Here is a 17,191-nt window from a genome sequence, read left to right on the forward strand (position 1 = left end):
CATGTTTTTAACGTTTTTCCTGCCTGCGTATCAGCCAAACGGCGAGCAGGGCGAAGGCTATGGTAGGCAGTGCGCCGGCGAGGAAGGGTGGGACGCCGTAGAGTTGGCTGGTAAAACCGAAAAGCCGTCCGGCGAAGTGGAACAGCAAACCGAGGCAGATACCGCCGAAGAGTTTTAAGCCCATATTGCCGTGGCGCGTGGTTTGCGGCGTAAAGGCGAAGGCAACGAGCGCCATGACCCATGCGGCGACGGGGTAAACGAGTTTACGCCACCATGCGATGGCGTAGATTTGGGTGTTTTGGTTGTTGTTTTGGAGGTGGCGGATGTAGGTGGTCAGATCGCCGACGGACATTTGGTCGGGTTTGACGAGCAATACGTCCATCAGGTTGCGCTTGACGGCGATCGGCCAGTTTTCTTCGGCAGCGGTGGAGACTTCGACTTTGTCTTCGCCAAGCGTGCTGCGGCGGATGTTTTTCAACTGCCAACTGCCGTCGTTGTTTAAAACGGCGGATTCGGCTTCCGTCGCCTGCGTCAGTTCGTTTTTATCGTTGCGCTGCCAAATTTTGATGCCCAAAAGCGTATGGTCGGGCAACATTCCGCGCACATTGATAATGCTGTTTTTTTCTTTCAGCCAAAGGCCGGTATGGCCGGTGCTGATTTTGCCGTTGATGGCGGCGGATTTGATGTTTTCAGCTTTTTGGCTGAGGACGGGTGCAATCCATTCGCCGAGTGCGGCGGTGGCGATAGCGAAAATCAGTCCGAACTGCGACAGAATCAGTAATATTTTTTTGGTACTCATGCCGCTTGCTTTGATAACGGTCAGTTCGCTTCCTGCGGCAAGCTGGCTGAGGGAAACCAGTCCGCCGATAAGGACGGCGAGGGGCATGAGTTCGTAGGCGCGCGCGGGCATCTGCATAAGGACGTATTGCGCCATGGTTGTGCCGTTATAGCTGCCTTTGCCCAAATCGCCGACTTCGTTGATGATCTCGAAAAAGCTATACAAAGCGAGGAAGGCAAGGAGGGCGTAAACCGCCATAACCGCCATTTGGCGGATGATGTAACGTGAAATCAGGTTCATTTTCCGCCTTTCAATGTCAGACTTTTGCCAACCGCCTGCCAGAAAGGCTGGCTGGGCATACTGCGTACGCGCAGCAGAACGACGGCAATCACAAACATGATAATGTGCATAGGCAGTAGTCCGAGCCAGAAATGGATTTTGCCGTCTTCCACGGCATTGCGCAGGAAGGTCAGACCGTTTTGGTAAATCAGGAAAAGCCCGATGGCGACGAGGATGTTGTAGGTGTGGCCGCTGCGCGGGTTGAAATAGGAAAGCGGCACGGCAAGCAGGCAGAGCAGGAGGACGCTGACGGTCAGCGAGATGCGCCACATCAATTCCGCTTGGTGTTGCGGGTTGCTGCTCCCGATAAGTTGGGATGTCGGGATGGTGCGGCGGTGGGAAACGGGGTCGATGAGTTTGGGCGTGGTGCTGATAATCAGGCTGAGGTTTTGAAAGGAAACGCGGTTGTAGTCGGCTTTGCCGGGTGTGCCGCTGTAACGGTAGCCGTTGCGCAGGTCGAGCGTGCGCTTGTTGTCGTTCAGCGAGAAATTGCCTTCTTTGGCGAAGATAATGTTGTCGTTGCCGTTTTTGTCCTGTTCGCGCAGGAACAGGTTTTTCATGATGCCGGATTCGGTGTCGAAGGTTTCGATGAAGTAAACCCTGCCGTTGCGTTTGCCCAAACTGTTGAACTCGCCGGCTTCCACCAAAGACAATTCCTGCTTCTGCTTCAAAATTTCGGCATATTCGCGGCTGCGCAACTCTGCCCACGGCATCACCCAAAGCTGCATGATGGCAATCAAAATGGCAAACGGCACGGCAAACTGCATGACCGGGCGTATCCATTGTTTCAATGCCAATCCACAGGAAAGCCAGACCGACATCTCGCTGTCGCGCCAGTAGCGGGTCAATACGGTCAACGTACTGATAAATGCGGTCAACACCAGCAAAAGCGGGGTCATGCCGATTACCCAGAAGCCGACTAAGGCCAGCACGGCATCGATGGCGACACGCCCGTCGGCGGCACGGCCGAGCAGGTTGATGGCCTGCGTGGACACCAACACCGCCAAGAGGACGACGAAAATGCCGACGGCGGTAAAAGAGAGTTCTTTAATCAGGTTTCTTTGGTAAATCATGGGTTCCGGCTTCGGCTGGCAACAGGCGGCGGTATCGGTAAGGTTTCGGACAGGCTTTCAAATGGAGTACAATCAGACCGTCTTTTCAGACGGTATTTGAACGGATGCCGTCTGAATTTCCCGATAAACCGTCTCAATCAGGAGAATAAACGTGGAATTTAGCACAAAAACCGAAATTTTGCAGGAACAGCAGGCAGGCGCGCTGCTGTTTGTCTGTGCCGACAAAGCACCCGAGCACAACACCGCCGCACATGCGCTTTTCTCTGCTTTGGAAGAGGGTCAGAATTTTGCCGACACCAAAATCCCGACAGGCAACGGTTTGCAGGCAGTCGCCGTCGTCCGCTTTGAAAAAACCGACCGTGCCGCGCTGAACAAAGCCGCTGCCGAAGCCGCCAAATGGGCGCAAAATCAGGAAACGGTCAATGTGGACGTTCACGCCTTTGATGAGGCGCAGGCAGCAGCCGTTGCCGAAGCGTTTGCGATTGCGTTCGGCAATGCCGCCTACCGTTTCGACCGCTACAAAAAAGAAGCCAAGCCCGCCAAATTTGAAACCGCCGTGTTCCATACCGCATACGAAGCCGCTGTCAAAGAAGCACTGCGCGTTGCCGAAGCGCAAGTTTACGGACAAAGCCTCTGCCGCGATTTGGGTAACGCCGCGCCCAACGAATGCACGCCTGAATTCCTCGCGCGTACCGCCAAAGCCGAAGCCGAAAAACTGGGCGCACACGCCAAAATCATTGAAAAAGACTACATTAAAGAAAACATGGGTTCGTTCTGGTCGGTCGCCAAAGGCAGCGTCGAAGACCCTTATTTGGTCGAGTTGAGCTATTTCGGTGCGGCCGACAAAGAAGCCGCGCCTGTGGTATTGGTCGGCAAAGGCATTACCTTCGACACCGGCGGCATTTCCCTCAAACCCGGCCTGAACATGGACGAAATGAAGTTCGACATGTGCGGCGCGGCAACCGTCATCAGCACCTTCTGCGCCGCCGTCAAACTGCAACTGCCGATCAACCTGATTGCCGTCGTCGCCACTTGTGAAAATATGCCTTCTGGCGTGGCAAACAAACCGGGCGATGTCGTGAAAAGTATGAAAGGTTTGACCATCGAAGTGTTGAACACCGATGCCGAAGGCCGTCTGATTTTATGTGACGCGCTCACTTACGCCGAACAATTCAAACCCAAAGCCGTTATCGACGTTGCCACCCTGACCGGCGCGTGCATCATCGCCTTGGGTCATGACGTCAGCGGCGTGATGGGCAATAATCAGGATTTGGTCGACAGCCTGCTTGCCGCCTCCCGCAACGTGGACGACAAAGCATGGCAACTGCCGCTCTTTGAAACCTATAAAGATCAGCTCAAATCCAATTTCGCCGACATCCCCAATATCGGCACACCCGGCGCGGGCACGATTACCGCCGCAACATTCCTGTCTTACTTCACCGAAGACTACCCGTGGGCGCACCTCGACATCGCGGGTACGGCGTGGAAATCCGGCAGCGAAAAAGGTGCAACCGGCCGCCCCGTTCCCTTGTTGCTGAACTATCTGCGTCATCTTTAATGGTATCATGATGCCGTCTGAAGCCTTTCAGACGGCATTATCCTGTCAAATGCTCAAACAAAATGCCGAAAGTTACCTTCTATACCCATGTTGACCAAATCCCCCTTTTTACCTGTCGGTTGATTGCGCGCGCTATCCGAGACGGGGGTAGGGTGCTGGTGTGGTCAGACTCGTTCGGGCAGGTTCAAGAATTGGATAAAGCACTCTGGCAATATGAAGCGGAAAGCTTTGTTCCTCATGAAGTCTGGACAACAGAGTATCCGATGCCGACGGATACGCCGGTTTTGTTGGCGGCTGGCGATAGGATTCCCGAAATTGCGGAAAATATGACGGTTCTTAATTTATCGGATGATTTTTGGAATGCTGCGCCCGTATTGCCGGAACGTATCTTGGAAATCGTCGGCAACAGCTTGGAAGATCTCGCTGACGCGCGCGAACGCTTTGCCGCCTACCGCCGAAGCGGTTTCCACATCGAACACCATGGCATGGGCGGGAAGGGTTAATGTCGTCTTGCCGCCATGCTTACAAAATTTAAACAGCTTTGATTCTATTTGATTCAAACTCGGCTATAATCCCGTTTTTCCGACCTTATTAACAGCGAAGAGCTATTATGAACAAAATTTTCAAAATCAGCGCATTGACCCTTGCCGCCACTTTGGCACTTTCCGCCTGCGGCAAAAAAGAAAACGTACCCGCATCATCCGCATCCGAGCCTGCCGCAGCTTCTGCCACGCAGGGCGATACTTCTTCAATCGGCAACACCATGCAGCAGGCAAGCTATGCTATGGGTGTGGACATCGGACGCTCCCTGAAGCAAATGAAGGAGCAGGGTGCGGAAATCGATTTGAAAGTCTTTACCGAAGCCATGCAGGCAATGTATGACGGCAAAGAAATCAAAATGACCGAAGAGCAGGCTCAGGAAGTGATGATGAAATTCCTGCAGGAGCAGCAGGCTAAAGCCGTAGAAAAACACAAGGCGGATGCGAAGGCCAACAAAGAAAAAGGCGAAGCCTTCCTGAAGGAAAATGCCGCCAAAGACGGCGTGAAGACCACTGCTTCCGGTCTGCAGTACAAAATCACCAAACAGGGTGAAGGCAAACAGCCGACAAAAGACGACATCGTTACCGTGGAATACGAAGGCCGCCTGATTGACGGTACCGTATTCGACAGCAGCAAAGCCAACGGCGGTCCGGCAACCTTCCCATTAAGCCAAGTGATTCCGGGTTGGACCGAAGGCGTGCGGCTTCTGAAAGAAGGCGGCGAAGCCACGTTCTACATCCCGTCCAACCTTGCCTACCGCGAACAGGGTGCGGGCGAAAAAATCGGTCCGAACTCTACTTTGATATTTGATGTGAAACTGGTTAAGGTTGGCGCACCCGAAAACGCGCCTGTCCAACAGCCGGCTCAAGTCGACATCAAAAAAGTAAATTAAGTCCGAACCCTTGCCCGAAACAGGTTTTCGGGCATTTTTACGGCAAATGCCGTCTGAAACCACCAAACAGCGGTTCAGACGGCATCCCTTTCAAAAGCGCACCATTATGAAAAACATCGTCATCCTGATTTCCGGACGCGGCAGCAATATGCAGGCAATCGTCAATGCTGCCGTTCCAAATGTCCGTATTGCTGCCGTGTTAAGCAACAGCGAAACGGCGGAAGGACTGAAATGGGCGGCCGGTCAGGGTATTCCGACCGACAGCCTGAATCATAAAAACTTTGAATCACGACTTGCCTTCGATACGGCCATGATGGAAAAAATCGACGCATATCAACCTGACTTGGTGGTTTTGGCAGGTTTTATGCGGATTCTAACCCCCGAGTTTTGCGCCCATTACGAAGGCAGGCTGATGAACATTCACCCGTCCATCCTTCCCTCGTTTACTGGACTTCATACGCATGAACGTGCTTTGGAGGCAGGTTGCCGCGTTGCCGGTTGTACTATTCATTTTGTTACGGCCGAGCTGGATTGCGGCCCGATTGTATCGCAAGGGATTGTGCCGATACTTGATGGTGATACGGCAGATGATATTGCCGCACGGGTTTTGGCGGTCGAGCATAAACTTTATCCGAAAGCCGTTGCCGATTTTGCCGCCGGTCGCCTGAGCATCGAAGGCAACCGTGTGAAGAAAAAGGAAAGTGCGGATGCCGCTTGTTTCTTGCTGGCATGAACCGAACGGGAGTAAATGATGAAGCCTCTTAAAAATATATTTTCAGCCGTCATTTTATCTGCCGCATTACCGTATGCGTATGCGGCAGAGCTGCCTCAGTCTGCCACGCTGCACTATTCGGGCAGTTACGGCATTCCTGCCACTATGGTGTTTACGCGTAGCGGCAACGGCTACAAAATCGTTTCGACGATCAAAGTACCTTTGTACAATATCCGTTTCGAATCAGGAGGTACGGTTAGCGGCAATACACTGCATCCTGCCTACTACAAAGATATACGTGGTGGAAAACTATATGCGGAAGCCAAGTTCGCTGACGGTAGCGTAACTTACGGCAAAGCCGGAGAGAGTAAAACCGAGCCAAGCCCCAAGGCTATGGATTTATTCACATTGGCATGGCAGCTGGCGGCAAACGACGCGAAACTTCCCTCTGGTCTGAAAATTACCAACGGTAAAAAACTTTATCCCGTCGGCGGTCTGAATAAAACAGGCGTAGGCAGATACAGTATAGACGGAGTGGAAACCGAGATTGTCAAATATCATGTCAGAAGGGGTGATGATACGGTAACTTATTTCTTTGCGCCTTCCCTGCATAATATTCCGGCGCAAATCGGGTACACCGACGACGGCAAGACCTATACATTGAAACTCAAGTCGGCGCAAATCAACGGTCAGCCGGTCAGACAGTAGGCAGGCTTTAGAAGGAAGATTGCCGCCTTTTTTGGTTTTTTTGTATAGACCGCTTGAAATTGTTTACAATAATGCCATATAAACGGCGGTTTTAATGTTATTTTTAGGAACTCCATCATGCAGATTACATCAAAATGGATAGACGGGATGTGTTTTGTCGGTACGACTGAAGGCGGGCACAGTGTCGTTATGGAAGGTGCGGCGGCAGAGGGTGCGGTCAAGCGGGGACCCAGCCCGATGGAGATGCTGCTGTTGGGCGTGGCGGGTTGTTCGAGTATCGATGTTGTGATGATTGCCGAAAAACAGCGTCAGAAAGTTATTGACTGCCAGGCGACGGTAACGGCGAAACGGGCAGACGATGCGCCGCGCGTGTTTACCGAAATCCACATCCATTTTAAGGTAATCGGGCATGATTTGAAAGAATCGGCCATTGAGCGCGCCGTGCAGATGTCTGCCGAAAAATACTGTTCGGCTTCGATTATGTTGGGCAAAGCGGCAAAGATTACCCATAGTTTTGAAACTGTCGAGGCGGAGAAATAAGCATCAGGCGGCATCATGAGGAAAATATCCGATGCCGTCTGAAAGGAAAAGGAGTGGCGGATAAGTCGGAAGTGCATAAAAAAGCAGATATATTCAGGCTACACCCCGAATATATCTGCTTGCTTCTTTCTCTCTCTACCAGCCTTTATAACACTTGGCTTTGTCTGCACATTGTGCAGCCTTGATTTGAGATTGTCAACAATTTTTAATTATATCTTAAGAAACTTTTGAAAGCGTGAAAATACGGGAGATATCATGAACCTTGAAAATGACAGCATTATCCATGCGCCCACCACTTCTTCCCTGATTCTTGAAGAGCGGCACGATTCGGAACTTTTCCGTGTTTATGCGCGTATTTTGGACGGTATTACCGACCATGTGCTGCTTCCGGGTAAGAAGCTGACCGAATCCGAGCTTTGCCGTCAGATGGTGTGTTCGCGAAATACGGTTCGGGGCGCGTTGTCGCTTTTGGCGCACGATAAGATTGTCGATTTACAGCCCAACAGGGGTGCGTTTGTTCATGTTCCCGACCTGAAGGAGATGCGTGATGTGTTCAATGCGCGCATTGAGATGGAGACAATGATTTTAAACATACTTGCCGGGCTGCCTGATTTGGAAACGCGCCTCAAACCGCTTTATGCGATGATAGAGCGCGAAGAGGAGGCATCCGGAAAAGGCGACCGCGTGGGTTGGAACCGCCTGTCCAATGCGTTTCATGTCGAACTGGCCCGGTTGTTGGGCAACGATGTGCTGTTTGATATTATGAACACGCTGTGCGCGCGATCTTCCCTGATTGTCGCCGTGGCGGGCGTGCACCGGAAGGAAAAGCACGCAATCAATACGCACACGCATTCCGAACATCGGGAAATCCTCGACCTGCTGCTGGCGGGCAAACGGAACAGGGTGGTCAAGATTCTGCGCAAACATTTGGGCAAATGCATGGAGCGTTTGGAAAAGACTTTGGAAGATTGAGTTTTGGAACGGCCGGCTGTCTGAGTGTGTTCAGGCGGTTTTTTAATGGCAGTTCGGATGCCGTCTGAAATATGGATGCGGGTATTTACAATTTTCAGACGGCAATTTTTAAGCCGCACATATCATGCGGCAATAAAGGAGGGCAGGAGATGGACAGCCTGATGACATTGATTTCGGTATTGGTACCGATGTTCGCCGGATTTTTTATCCGTGTCCCCAAACCTTATCTGAGCGTGTTGGACAGAATATTGTCGGTTTTGGTGTATGCCGTGCTTCTGCTAATCGGTGTATCGCTTGCCCGCGTGGAAAACTTGGGTACGCAGTTGGACGATATCGCACTGACGACCTTATGGCTGTTTTTTTGTACGGTAGGGGCGAACCTGATTGTCTTGGCAGTTTTAGGAAAGTTATTTCCGTGGCGGCCGAATGGGAAAGGGAAGGGTGTTTCAGTCGGTGTGTCGGGCAGTGTGAGGCAGCTCGGATGCGTGGTGTTCGGCTTTGTGTTCGGCAAATTGATGCGCGATATTTGGATGCCGTCTGAAAGCGCGGGCATGTATTGTCTGATGCTGCTGGTGTTCCTCATCGGCGTACAGCTCAAAAGTAGCGGCGTATCGTTGCGGCAGGTTTTGGTCAACCGTAGGGGCATTCGGCTGTCGGTCTGGTTTATGCTTTCATCTCTTTCAGGCGGGCTGCTGTTTGCCGCATCGGCAGACGGTGTGTCGTGGACGAAAGGTTTGGCGATGGCTTCCGGCTTCGGTTGGTATTCCCTCTCGGGTTTGGTCATGACCGAGGCTTACGGGGCGGTATGGGGCAGCATCATGCTGCTGAACGATTTGGCACGAGAGCTGTTTGCACTGGTATTTATTCCGCTGCTGATGAAGCGTTTTCCGGATGCGGCGGTGGGGGTCGGCGGCGCGACCAGTATGGATTTCACATTGCCCGTAATTCAGGGTGCGGGCGGTTTGGAAGTCGTGCCGGTAGCGGTCAGCTTCGGCGTGGTGGTCAATATCGCCGCCCCGTTTCTGATGGTGGTGTTTTCCGCTTTGGGCTGAACGCGGTAAAATCCACATTCGTAGGAAATGAAATAAAAACATATGAAACTGAAAATTCAAAGGCACGGACAAATTTTGAGCCTTGTCCAAAAATATCAGTTTATGACGGTTGACGATCTTGCCGCCAGATTGGAAGTTACACCGCAGACGATACGCCGTGATATTCAGGAATTGAGCGAAAGCGGCAGGCTGAAGCGTTACCACGGCGGCGCATCATCAAACGGAAACCTGTCAGACAGCCTGCCTTCAAACCGCCAAATTCAATGTCAAAATGAAAAAAATGCCATTGCCCGGCTGATTGCGGAACATATTCCTGACGAGTCATCATTGTTTGTCAGTATCGGTACGACCATGGAGGCAGTGGCATCGGAGCTGGTGAAGCGACGCAGCAGCCTGCGGATTATTACCAACAACATCCACGTCGCCTCCATCGTTTCGGCACGTACGGATTATACGGTCATTATCACTTCCGGAGTCGTCCGCCCTTTGGACGGCGGTATTACCGGCGTGGCGACCGTCGATTTCATCAACCAGTTCAAAGTCGATTATGCCGTGATGAGCACACACGGTGTGGAAAGCGACGGTTCGCTTTTGGATTACGATTACAAGGAAGTCAGCGTCATGCAGGCGATGATTGCCAACGCGCGCGTCCGCTTCTTAGGTGTCGACCATAGCAAATTCCGCAGCAACGCATTGGTCCGGCTTGGCGACATTACGGCGTTTGACAAAGTATTTACCGACCGCTTGCCCGATACCGCCATGCAGAAGATGCTGAAAGAGGCAGGTGTGGAATGTTTGGTTTCCGATGCCGTCTGAACGCTATATCAAAGCCTGCAAGTCGGGTACAATAAACACATTCCCAAACCGTTTCAGACGGCATCCCGATAATATTTATGCCGTCTGAAACCATCCATTTGAAGAAAACCATGCTCAATAAAGACCAATTCGCGGACAACCACTTCATCCGCACCCTCATCGAAGAAGACCTCAAAAGCGGCAAACACGAAGCCGTCCAAACCCGTTTTCCGCCCGAACCCAACGGCTACCTGCATATCGGACACGCCAAATCCATCTGCCTGAACTTCGGTTTGGCGTATATTTACGACGGCTTGTGCAACCTGCGTTTTGACGATACCAACCCTGAAAAAGAAAACGACGAATACGTCAACGCCATCAAAGAAGACGTTGAGTGGTTGGGCTTCCATTGGGCAGGCGAGCCGCGTTTCGCCTCCAACTATTTCGATCAGCTTTACGACTACGCCGTCGGTTTAATCAAAGACGGCAAAGCGTATGTCGATGATTTGACGCCCGAAGAAATGCGCGAATACCGCGGTACGCTGACCGAAGCAGGCAAAAACAGTCCTTACCGCGACCGCAGTATCGAAGAAAACCTCGACCTGTTCACACGCATGAAAAACGGTGAGTTTCCAGACGGCAGCAAAACCCTGCGCCTGAAAATTGACATGGCATCGGGCAACATCAATATGCGCGACCCCGTCATCTACCGCATCCGCCGCGCCCATCACCACAACACCGGCGACAAATGGTGCATCTACCCGATGTACGACTACACGCATTGCATTTCCGATGCCATCGAAGGCATCACGTATTCCTTGTGTACACTCGAATTTGAAGCACACCGTCCGCTGTACGACTGGATGTTGGACAACATTCCTGAGCCGCACGCCACACGTCCGCGCCAATACGAGTTTTCCCGTTTGGAGCTTTTGTACACCATTACCTCCAAACGGAAATTGAATCAGTTGGTTGTGGAAAAACACGTTGCCGGCTGGGACGATCCGCGTATGCCGACCATTTCCGGTATGCGCCGACGCGGTTACACGCCCGAAGGTCTGCGCCTGTTTGCCAAACGCGCCGGTATTTCAAAATCTGAAAACATCGTCGATATGAGCGTGTTGGAAGGCGCGATTCGCGAAGAGTTAGAAAATTCCGCGCCACGCCTGATGGCGGTGTTGAACCCGCTCAAGGTGACTCTGACCAACTTTGAAGCCGGTAAAACCCAAAGCCGCCGTGCCGCGTTCCATCCGAACCACGAGGAAATGGGTGAGCGCGAAATCCCCGTGTCCCAAACCATCTACATCGAAGCCGACGACTTTGCCGAAAATCCGCCCAAAGGCTTCAAACGCCTGATTCCCGGCGGCGAAGTGCGTTTGCGCCACGGCTATGTCATCAAGTGCGACGAAGTCGTAAAAGATGCGGCAGGCAATGTGGTTGAACTCAAATGCAGCATCGACCACGACACCTTGGGCAAAAATCCCGAAGGTCGCAAAGTTAAAGGCGTGATTCATTGGGTGTCTGCCGAACATGCCGCCGAAATCAAAGTCCGCCTGTACGACCGACTCTTTACCGTCGAGCGTCCGGATGCCGTGCGCGGCGAAGACGGCCACTACCTGCCGTTTACCGATTTCCTTAATCCGGAATCCGTCAAGGAAATCACCGCCTACGCCGAACCTGCCGCAAAAGATTTGCCGGCAGAAAGCCGTTGGCAGTTCGAGCGTATCGGCTATTTTGTTACCGACCGCCAAGACCACGGCAAAGACATGCCGGTGTTTAACCGCACGGTGACGTTGAAAGATTCTTGGCAGCCTAAGTAAAACCCCATCCTTGCCGTCTGAATATTGTTCGGACGGCATTTCTCCTTTACCCGCGAAATGCGGCACATTCGGCACACCGGAAAGGAAATATGATGAAAGTCCTCTTTATCGCCGACCCGATGGCAAGTTTCAAAACCTACAAAGACACCACCTACGCGATGATGCGGGAAATGGCAAAACGCGGCTGGCAGCTGTTTCATACCTTGAGCGAGGAATTGTCTGTAAACGGCGGTTTGGTAACGGCACAGGCATCGGCATTTGAATTTTCGGGTGCAAAAAACGATGATGACCATGAATGGTTTAAAGCGGCGGACAAAGTTCAGACGGCATTGAAAGCATTTGATGCCGTGATTATGCGTACCGATCCGCCGTTCGATATGCAATACCTCTACGCCACACAGCTTCTGACGCTGGCGGAACAGCAGGGCGCGAAAGTGTTCAACAGTGGACAGGCGATGCGCGACTTCAACGAAAAACTGGCGATTTTGAATTTCAGCCGCTTTACCGCGCCCACACTGGTAGCGACCCGTTCTGCCGATGTCCGCGCATTTTTGAAAGAACACGGCGACATCATCATCAAACCGCTCGACGGCATGGGTGGTATGGGCATTTTCCGCCTGACCGAAAAAGACCCTAACATCGGCAGCATCCTCGAAACCCTGATGCGGCTTGATTCCCGTACCATTATGGCGCAACGCTACATTCCCGAAATCGTACACGGTGACAAACGCATCCTGATTATCGGTGGCGAAGTCGTCCCCTATGCTTTGGCGCGTATTCCGCAAAACGGCGAAACACGCGGCAACCTTGCGGCAGGCGGGCGCGGCGTGGCGCAGGAATTGAGCGAACGCGACCGAGAAATTGCCGAAACGCTCGCCCCCGAACTTAAACGGCGAGGCATCCTGCTGGCCGGTTTGGACGTTATCGGAAGCAACCTGACCGAAGTCAATGTAACCAGCCCGACCGGATTCCAAGAAATTATGAAACAAAAAGATTTCGACGTGGCGGCAATGTTTGCCGATGCCGTTGCCGCGTGGTCGGTACGTTAAACCGATGCCGTCTGAAAGGCTTTTGCTTCACAACCGCCTGGTTTGTTCGGGCAGGCAGGGTTTTCCCTTAGCTGGCAGGGATGCGCTTAATGCCGTACGGATACCCCGCCGCCCCGTTTTCAGACGGCATATATAGTGGATTAACAAAAATCAGGACAAGGCGACGAAGCCGCAGACAGTACAAATAGTACGGAACCGATTCACTTGGTGCTTCAGCACCTTAGAGAATCGTTCTCTTTGAGCTAAGGCGAGGCAACGCCGTACTGGTTTTTGTTAATCCACTATATTGAGGACATTTTGAAAGGATACCGATGGAACCTTCCTCCTACGCGGCAGAAAAAAAAGGAAAAGGCGGCATCAGGCGCGTCATTAACGCATTCGGCTATTCGATAGACGGCATCGCCGCCGCCTACCGTTACGAAGCGGCATTCCGTCAGGTTTTGTGGCTGAACGCGCTGCTGGTGTGCGCGGCATTTTTTTGGGTTTCCGAAACCGCCGTCCGCCTGCCGTTGACTATCGCGTCTTTTGTGTCGGTCATTGTCGAACTGTTCAACACCGCCGTCGAAGCCGCCGTCGATCATACTTCGACCGAAAAACACGAGCTGGCCAAACGCGCCAAAGACGCAGGTTCTGCCGCACAATTGTTCGCGATGCTGATGTTGGCGGCGGTTTGGCTGTCCGCCCTGTTTGGGTAAAACGCTTGCAGCAGGATTTGTAATCCTTTAGGATTAGTATGTAGTATTTATTATTCGCTTAATCTATATCAAATTTCCGAACGGTATTTGTTTGTAAGATGAGCGCATCCTCGTTTGACATTTAAGGAGTAGAAAGATGAAAAAACTATTGGCAGCCGTGATGATGGCAGGTTTGGCAGGCGTGGTTTCCGCCGCCGGAGTCCATGTCGAGGACGGCTGGGCGCGCACCACCGTCGAAGGTATGAAAATGGGCGGCGCGTTCATGAAAATCCACAACGACGAAGCCAAACAAGACTTTTTGCTCGGCGGAAGCAGCCCCGTTGCCGACCGCGTCGAAGTGCATACCCACATCAACGACAACGGCGTGATGCGTATGCGCGAAGTCGAAGGCGGCGTGCCTTTGGAGGCGAAATCCGTTACCGAACTCAAACCCGGCAGCTATCACGTGATGTTTATGGGTTTGAAAAAACAACTGAAAGAGGGCGACAAGATTCCCGTTACCCTGAAATTTAAAAACGCCAAAGCGCAAACCGTCCAACTGGAAGTCAAAACCGCGCCGATGCCGGCAATGGATCACGGTCATCACCACGGCGAAGCGCATCAGCACTAATCTGCTGAAAATATTTGAAATGCCGTCTGAAAAAGCCCGGGCTTTCAGACGGCATTTTTATGCCCACCTTTAAAATGTGTTAAAATCTGCCTTTAAAAACCGCCGTTTCCAAGCCATCCTGCGTATGAATACGACATCAAACCCATCCAATATCATCGTCGGGCTTTCCGGCGGTGTCGATTCTTCCGTAACCGCCGCCCTGCTCAAGCAGCAGGGTTATCAAGTGCGCGGTGTGTTTATGCAGAACTGGGAAAACGACGACAACGACGAATATTGCAGCATCAAACAGGATTCGTTCGATGCCATCGCCGTTGCCGATATTGTCGGCATCGACATCGACATCGTTAATTTCGCCGCGCAATATAAAGACAAAGTCTTTGCTTATTTTCTTCAGGAATACAGTGCGGGGCGCACGCCGAATCCGGATGTGTTGTGCAATGCCGAAATCAAATTCAAATGCTTTTTGGACTACGCCGTAGGGCAGGGCGCGGATACCATTGCCACCGGACACTATGCGCGCAAAGAAGTCCGCAACGGCGTGCATTACCTGCTCAAAGGTTTGGATCAAAACAAAGACCAAAGCTATTTCCTCTACCGCCTTAAACCTTTCCAACTCGAACGCGCGATTTTCCCGTTGGGCGGTTTGGAAAAACCCGAAGTCCGCCGCCTTGCCGCCGAATTTAATTTGCCGACTGCCGCTAAAAAAGACAGCACCGGCATCTGTTTCATCGGCGAACGCCCGTTTCGCGAGTTTCTGCAGAAATACCTGCCGACCGACAACGGCAAAATGGTGACCCCCGAAGGGAAAACCGTCGGCGAACACGTCGGGCTGATGTTTTACACATTGGGTCAGCGCAAAGGTTTGGGCATCGGCGGCGGGGGCGAGCCGTGGTTTGTTGCGGCTAAAGATTTGACGAAAAACGAACTCATCGTCGTACAAGGTCATGACCATCCGCTGCTCTATACCCGCAGCCTTGTGATGAACGATTTGAGTTTCACGCTGCCCGAATGCCCGAAAGCAGGACGCTATACCTGCAAAACGCGTTACCGTATGGCGGACGCGCCTTGCGAATTGCGCTATTTGGATGATGAAACCGCCGAGCTGGTGTTTGACGAACCGCAATGGGCGGTAACGCCGGGTCAGTCTGCCGTGCTGTACGACGGCGACATCTGTTTGGGCGGCGGCATCATCCAAACGACCGACAAACCCGTCATCATCACACGATAAAACTTATGCCGTCTGAAACGGTTTTCAGACGGCATTGTTCCGCTCAATTCCACTTTAAAGACCGATACCTATGGAAAAAATCTGGTTAGACAGCTACGAGAAGGGCGTCAGTGCCGAAATCGATATCACGCAATACAATTCCATCAGCGATGTATTCCGCCAAAGCGTGGAAAAATTTGCCCGTCTGCCCGCTTTTCAAAATATGGGCAAAACGCTGACTTATGCCGAAACCGGCAAACTGGCAACAGATTTCGCCTCTTATCTGCAAAACGTCCTGAAGTTGCCGCGCGGCGAACGTGTTGCCATTATGATGCCGAACGTATTGCAATACCCGATTGCCCTTTTCGGTATTTTGCAGGCAGGTTTGGTGGCGGTGAACACCAATCCGCTCTATACCCCGCGCGAGGTGGAGCATCAGTTGAAAGACAGCGGCGCGACCGCCATCATCGTTTTGGAAAATTTCGCCAACACGTTGGAGCTGGTGCTGCCGCGCACGCAGATCAAACACGTCATCGTCGCCTCCGTCGGCGAAATGTTCGGGCTGCTTAAAGGTTCGCTGATCAATTTCATCATCCGAAAAATCAAGAAAATGGTTCCCGAATACCGCATTCGGGAAACCGTTTCCTTTCAGACGGCATTGCAAGAGGGGGCGAAGCACGTTTTCCAACCTGTCGCATTAAACCGCGAAGATACCGCGCTGTTGCAATACACGGGCGGCACGACGGGCGTTGCCAAAGGCGCAGTGCTGAGCCACGGCAACATCTGCGCCAATATGCTTCAGGCAAAAGAATGGATTAAAAACCAGTTGCGCGAGGGCAAAGAAACCGTTATCGCCGCCTTGCCGCTGTACCATATTTTCGCCTTAACCGTGAATCTGATGATTTTTGCCAATGCCGGTTCAAAAATTGTCCTGATTACCAACCCGCGCGATATGAAAGGCTTTATCGGAGAACTGAAAAAACAGCGGGTTAATGTATTTATCGGCGTGAACACGCTGTTTAACGCGATGGTTAACCGGCCCGATTTTGCCGAAGTCGATTTTTCAGGATTGCGGCTGACTTTGGGCGGCGGTATGGCGACCCAAAAAGCCGTTGCCGAAAAATGGAAAAAAATTACCGGTACGCCTATTGTCGAAGCCTACGGTCTGACCGAAGCCAGTCCAGGCGTGTGCTGCAACCCCTTAAACATCGAATCATACAGCGGCAGCATCGGTTTGCCCGTCTCGTCCACCGAAGTAGAATTGCGCGACGCAAACGGCAAAGAAGTCCCCGTCGGGCAGCCGGGCGAATTGTGGGTAAAAGGCCCTCAAGTGATGCAAGGCTACTGGAACCGTCCCGAAGAAACCGCTAAAGCCATAGACGCGCGCGGTTTCTTGGAAACCGGCGATATTGCCGTGATGAACGAAAAAGGCTGGTTGAAGCTGGTCGATCGTAAGAAAGACCTCGTCGTTGTTTCCGGGTTCAATGTTTATCCGAACGAAATCGAGGAAGTCATCGCGCATCACGGCAAAGTGATGGAAGTCGCCTGTATCGGCGTTCCCGACGAAAAAACCGGCGAGGCACTCAAAGTATTCGTCGTCAAAAAAGACCCGTCATTGACCAAAGAAGAACTTATCGCCTTTTGCCGCACCGAATTAACCGCATATAAAGTACCGAAAAACATTGAATTCCGTGAGGAACTGCCCAAATCCAATGTCGGTAAAATTCTGCGTCGCGAGTTGCGGCAAAGTACCGGGAAATAAAGAAAAGATGCCGTCTGAAAACAGCCGTCCACCGTTCAGACGGCATCCGCCTGTTTGCCAGAACCGCGCGCTTCACGTTAAAATCACGC

At 52.1% G+C, this 17,191-nt stretch carries 17 protein-coding genes; 15 read left to right on the forward strand and 2 right to left on the reverse strand.

All coding sequences use genetic code 11. The annotated features are described in order from the left end of the window. Positions 1 to 7: 7 nt before the first annotated feature. Positions 8 to 1,078 (reverse strand): LPS export ABC transporter permease LptG, encoded by a 1,071-nt coding sequence (lptG, locus tag ACRPFF_RS01310; protein ID WP_432673584.1) that lies wholly within the window; start codon positions 1,076 to 1,078, stop codon positions 8 to 10. After that, positions 1,075 to 2,190, reverse strand: coding sequence for an LPS export ABC transporter permease LptF (gene lptF, locus ACRPFF_RS01315; protein ID WP_432673585.1), 1,116 nt, complete (start codon positions 2,188 to 2,190; stop codon positions 1,075 to 1,077). Before lptF ends, lptG begins: the two co-directional genes overlap by 4 nt. A 151-nt stretch (positions 2,191 to 2,341) precedes the next feature. Here lptF and ACRPFF_RS01320 point away from each other — a divergent pair, with 151 nt between their 5' ends. From ACRPFF_RS01320 to ACRPFF_RS01390, 15 genes are all read left to right on the forward strand, one after another. Beyond that, positions 2,342 to 3,748 (forward strand): leucyl aminopeptidase, encoded by a 1,407-nt coding sequence (locus ACRPFF_RS01320; RefSeq protein ID WP_432673586.1) that lies wholly within the window; start codon positions 2,342 to 2,344, stop codon positions 3,746 to 3,748. A gap of 62 nt (positions 3,749 to 3,810) precedes the next feature. After that, positions 3,811 to 4,251, forward strand: a complete 441-nt coding sequence (locus ACRPFF_RS01325; protein WP_432673587.1) for a DNA polymerase III subunit chi — start codon at positions 3,811 to 3,813, stop codon at positions 4,249 to 4,251. Between the two features lie 107 nt (positions 4,252 to 4,358). Continuing rightward, a complete protein-coding gene (locus ACRPFF_RS01330) occupies positions 4,359 to 5,180 on the forward strand; it encodes an FKBP-type peptidyl-prolyl cis-trans isomerase (protein ID WP_432673588.1) in 822 nt (273 codons plus the stop codon). A 106-nt stretch (positions 5,181 to 5,286) separates the two neighbouring features. Continuing rightward, complete coding sequence (purN, locus tag ACRPFF_RS01335) at positions 5,287 to 5,913, forward strand: phosphoribosylglycinamide formyltransferase (protein ID WP_432673604.1); 627 nt, start codon at positions 5,287 to 5,289, stop codon at positions 5,911 to 5,913. A 15-nt stretch (positions 5,914 to 5,928) separates the two neighbouring features. Continuing rightward, positions 5,929 to 6,600, forward strand: coding sequence for a DUF3108 domain-containing protein (locus tag ACRPFF_RS01340; RefSeq protein WP_432673589.1), 672 nt, complete (start codon positions 5,929 to 5,931; stop codon positions 6,598 to 6,600). 117 nt (positions 6,601 to 6,717) lie between these two features. Beyond that, entirely contained in the window at positions 6,718 to 7,140 is a 423-nt protein-coding gene (locus ACRPFF_RS01345) for an OsmC family protein (protein ID WP_107996571.1), read from the forward strand. A gap of 255 nt (positions 7,141 to 7,395) precedes the next feature. Beyond that, positions 7,396 to 8,112, forward strand: a complete 717-nt coding sequence (locus tag ACRPFF_RS01350; protein ID WP_308031590.1) for a GntR family transcriptional regulator — start codon at positions 7,396 to 7,398, stop codon at positions 8,110 to 8,112. 149 nt (positions 8,113 to 8,261) lie between these two features. Continuing rightward, entirely contained in the window at positions 8,262 to 9,164 is a 903-nt protein-coding gene (locus tag ACRPFF_RS01355; protein ID WP_432673590.1) for a lysine exporter LysO family protein, read from the forward strand. A 42-nt stretch (positions 9,165 to 9,206) separates the two neighbouring features. After that, positions 9,207 to 9,980, forward strand: a complete 774-nt coding sequence (locus tag ACRPFF_RS01360; RefSeq protein WP_432673591.1) for a DeoR/GlpR family DNA-binding transcription regulator — start codon at positions 9,207 to 9,209, stop codon at positions 9,978 to 9,980. 110 nt (positions 9,981 to 10,090) lie between these two features. Continuing rightward, complete coding sequence (locus ACRPFF_RS01365; RefSeq protein ID WP_432673605.1) at positions 10,091 to 11,779, forward strand: glutamine--tRNA ligase/YqeY domain fusion protein; 1,689 nt, start codon at positions 10,091 to 10,093, stop codon at positions 11,777 to 11,779. 92 nt (positions 11,780 to 11,871) lie between these two features. Next, positions 11,872 to 12,828: a glutathione synthase gene (gene gshB / locus ACRPFF_RS01370; RefSeq protein ID WP_432673606.1), complete on the forward strand. Its 957-nt coding sequence runs from the start codon at positions 11,872 to 11,874 to the stop codon at positions 12,826 to 12,828. Positions 12,829 to 13,139: 311 nt separating this feature from the next. Beyond that, positions 13,140 to 13,523 (forward strand): diacylglycerol kinase, encoded by a 384-nt coding sequence (locus tag ACRPFF_RS01375; protein WP_432673592.1) that lies wholly within the window; start codon positions 13,140 to 13,142, stop codon positions 13,521 to 13,523. A gap of 136 nt (positions 13,524 to 13,659) precedes the next feature. Then, positions 13,660 to 14,133, forward strand: coding sequence for a copper chaperone PCu(A)C (locus ACRPFF_RS01380; protein ID WP_101036645.1), 474 nt, complete (start codon positions 13,660 to 13,662; stop codon positions 14,131 to 14,133). 124 nt (positions 14,134 to 14,257) lie between these two features. Continuing rightward, positions 14,258 to 15,361, forward strand: coding sequence for a tRNA 2-thiouridine(34) synthase MnmA (gene mnmA / locus ACRPFF_RS01385; RefSeq protein WP_432673593.1), 1,104 nt, complete (start codon positions 14,258 to 14,260; stop codon positions 15,359 to 15,361). Positions 15,362 to 15,431: 70 nt separating this feature from the next. Next, on the forward strand, positions 15,432 to 17,102 hold the full coding sequence (locus tag ACRPFF_RS01390) for an AMP-binding protein (RefSeq protein ID WP_432673594.1): 1,671 nt from the start codon (positions 15,432 to 15,434) through the stop codon (positions 17,100 to 17,102). The last annotated feature ends 89 nt before the right edge of the window (positions 17,103 to 17,191 follow it).

This window comes from Neisseria sp. SLRRB23 (assembly GCF_050896295.1).
Taxonomy (GTDB): Bacteria; Pseudomonadota; Gammaproteobacteria; order Burkholderiales; family Neisseriaceae; genus Neisseria.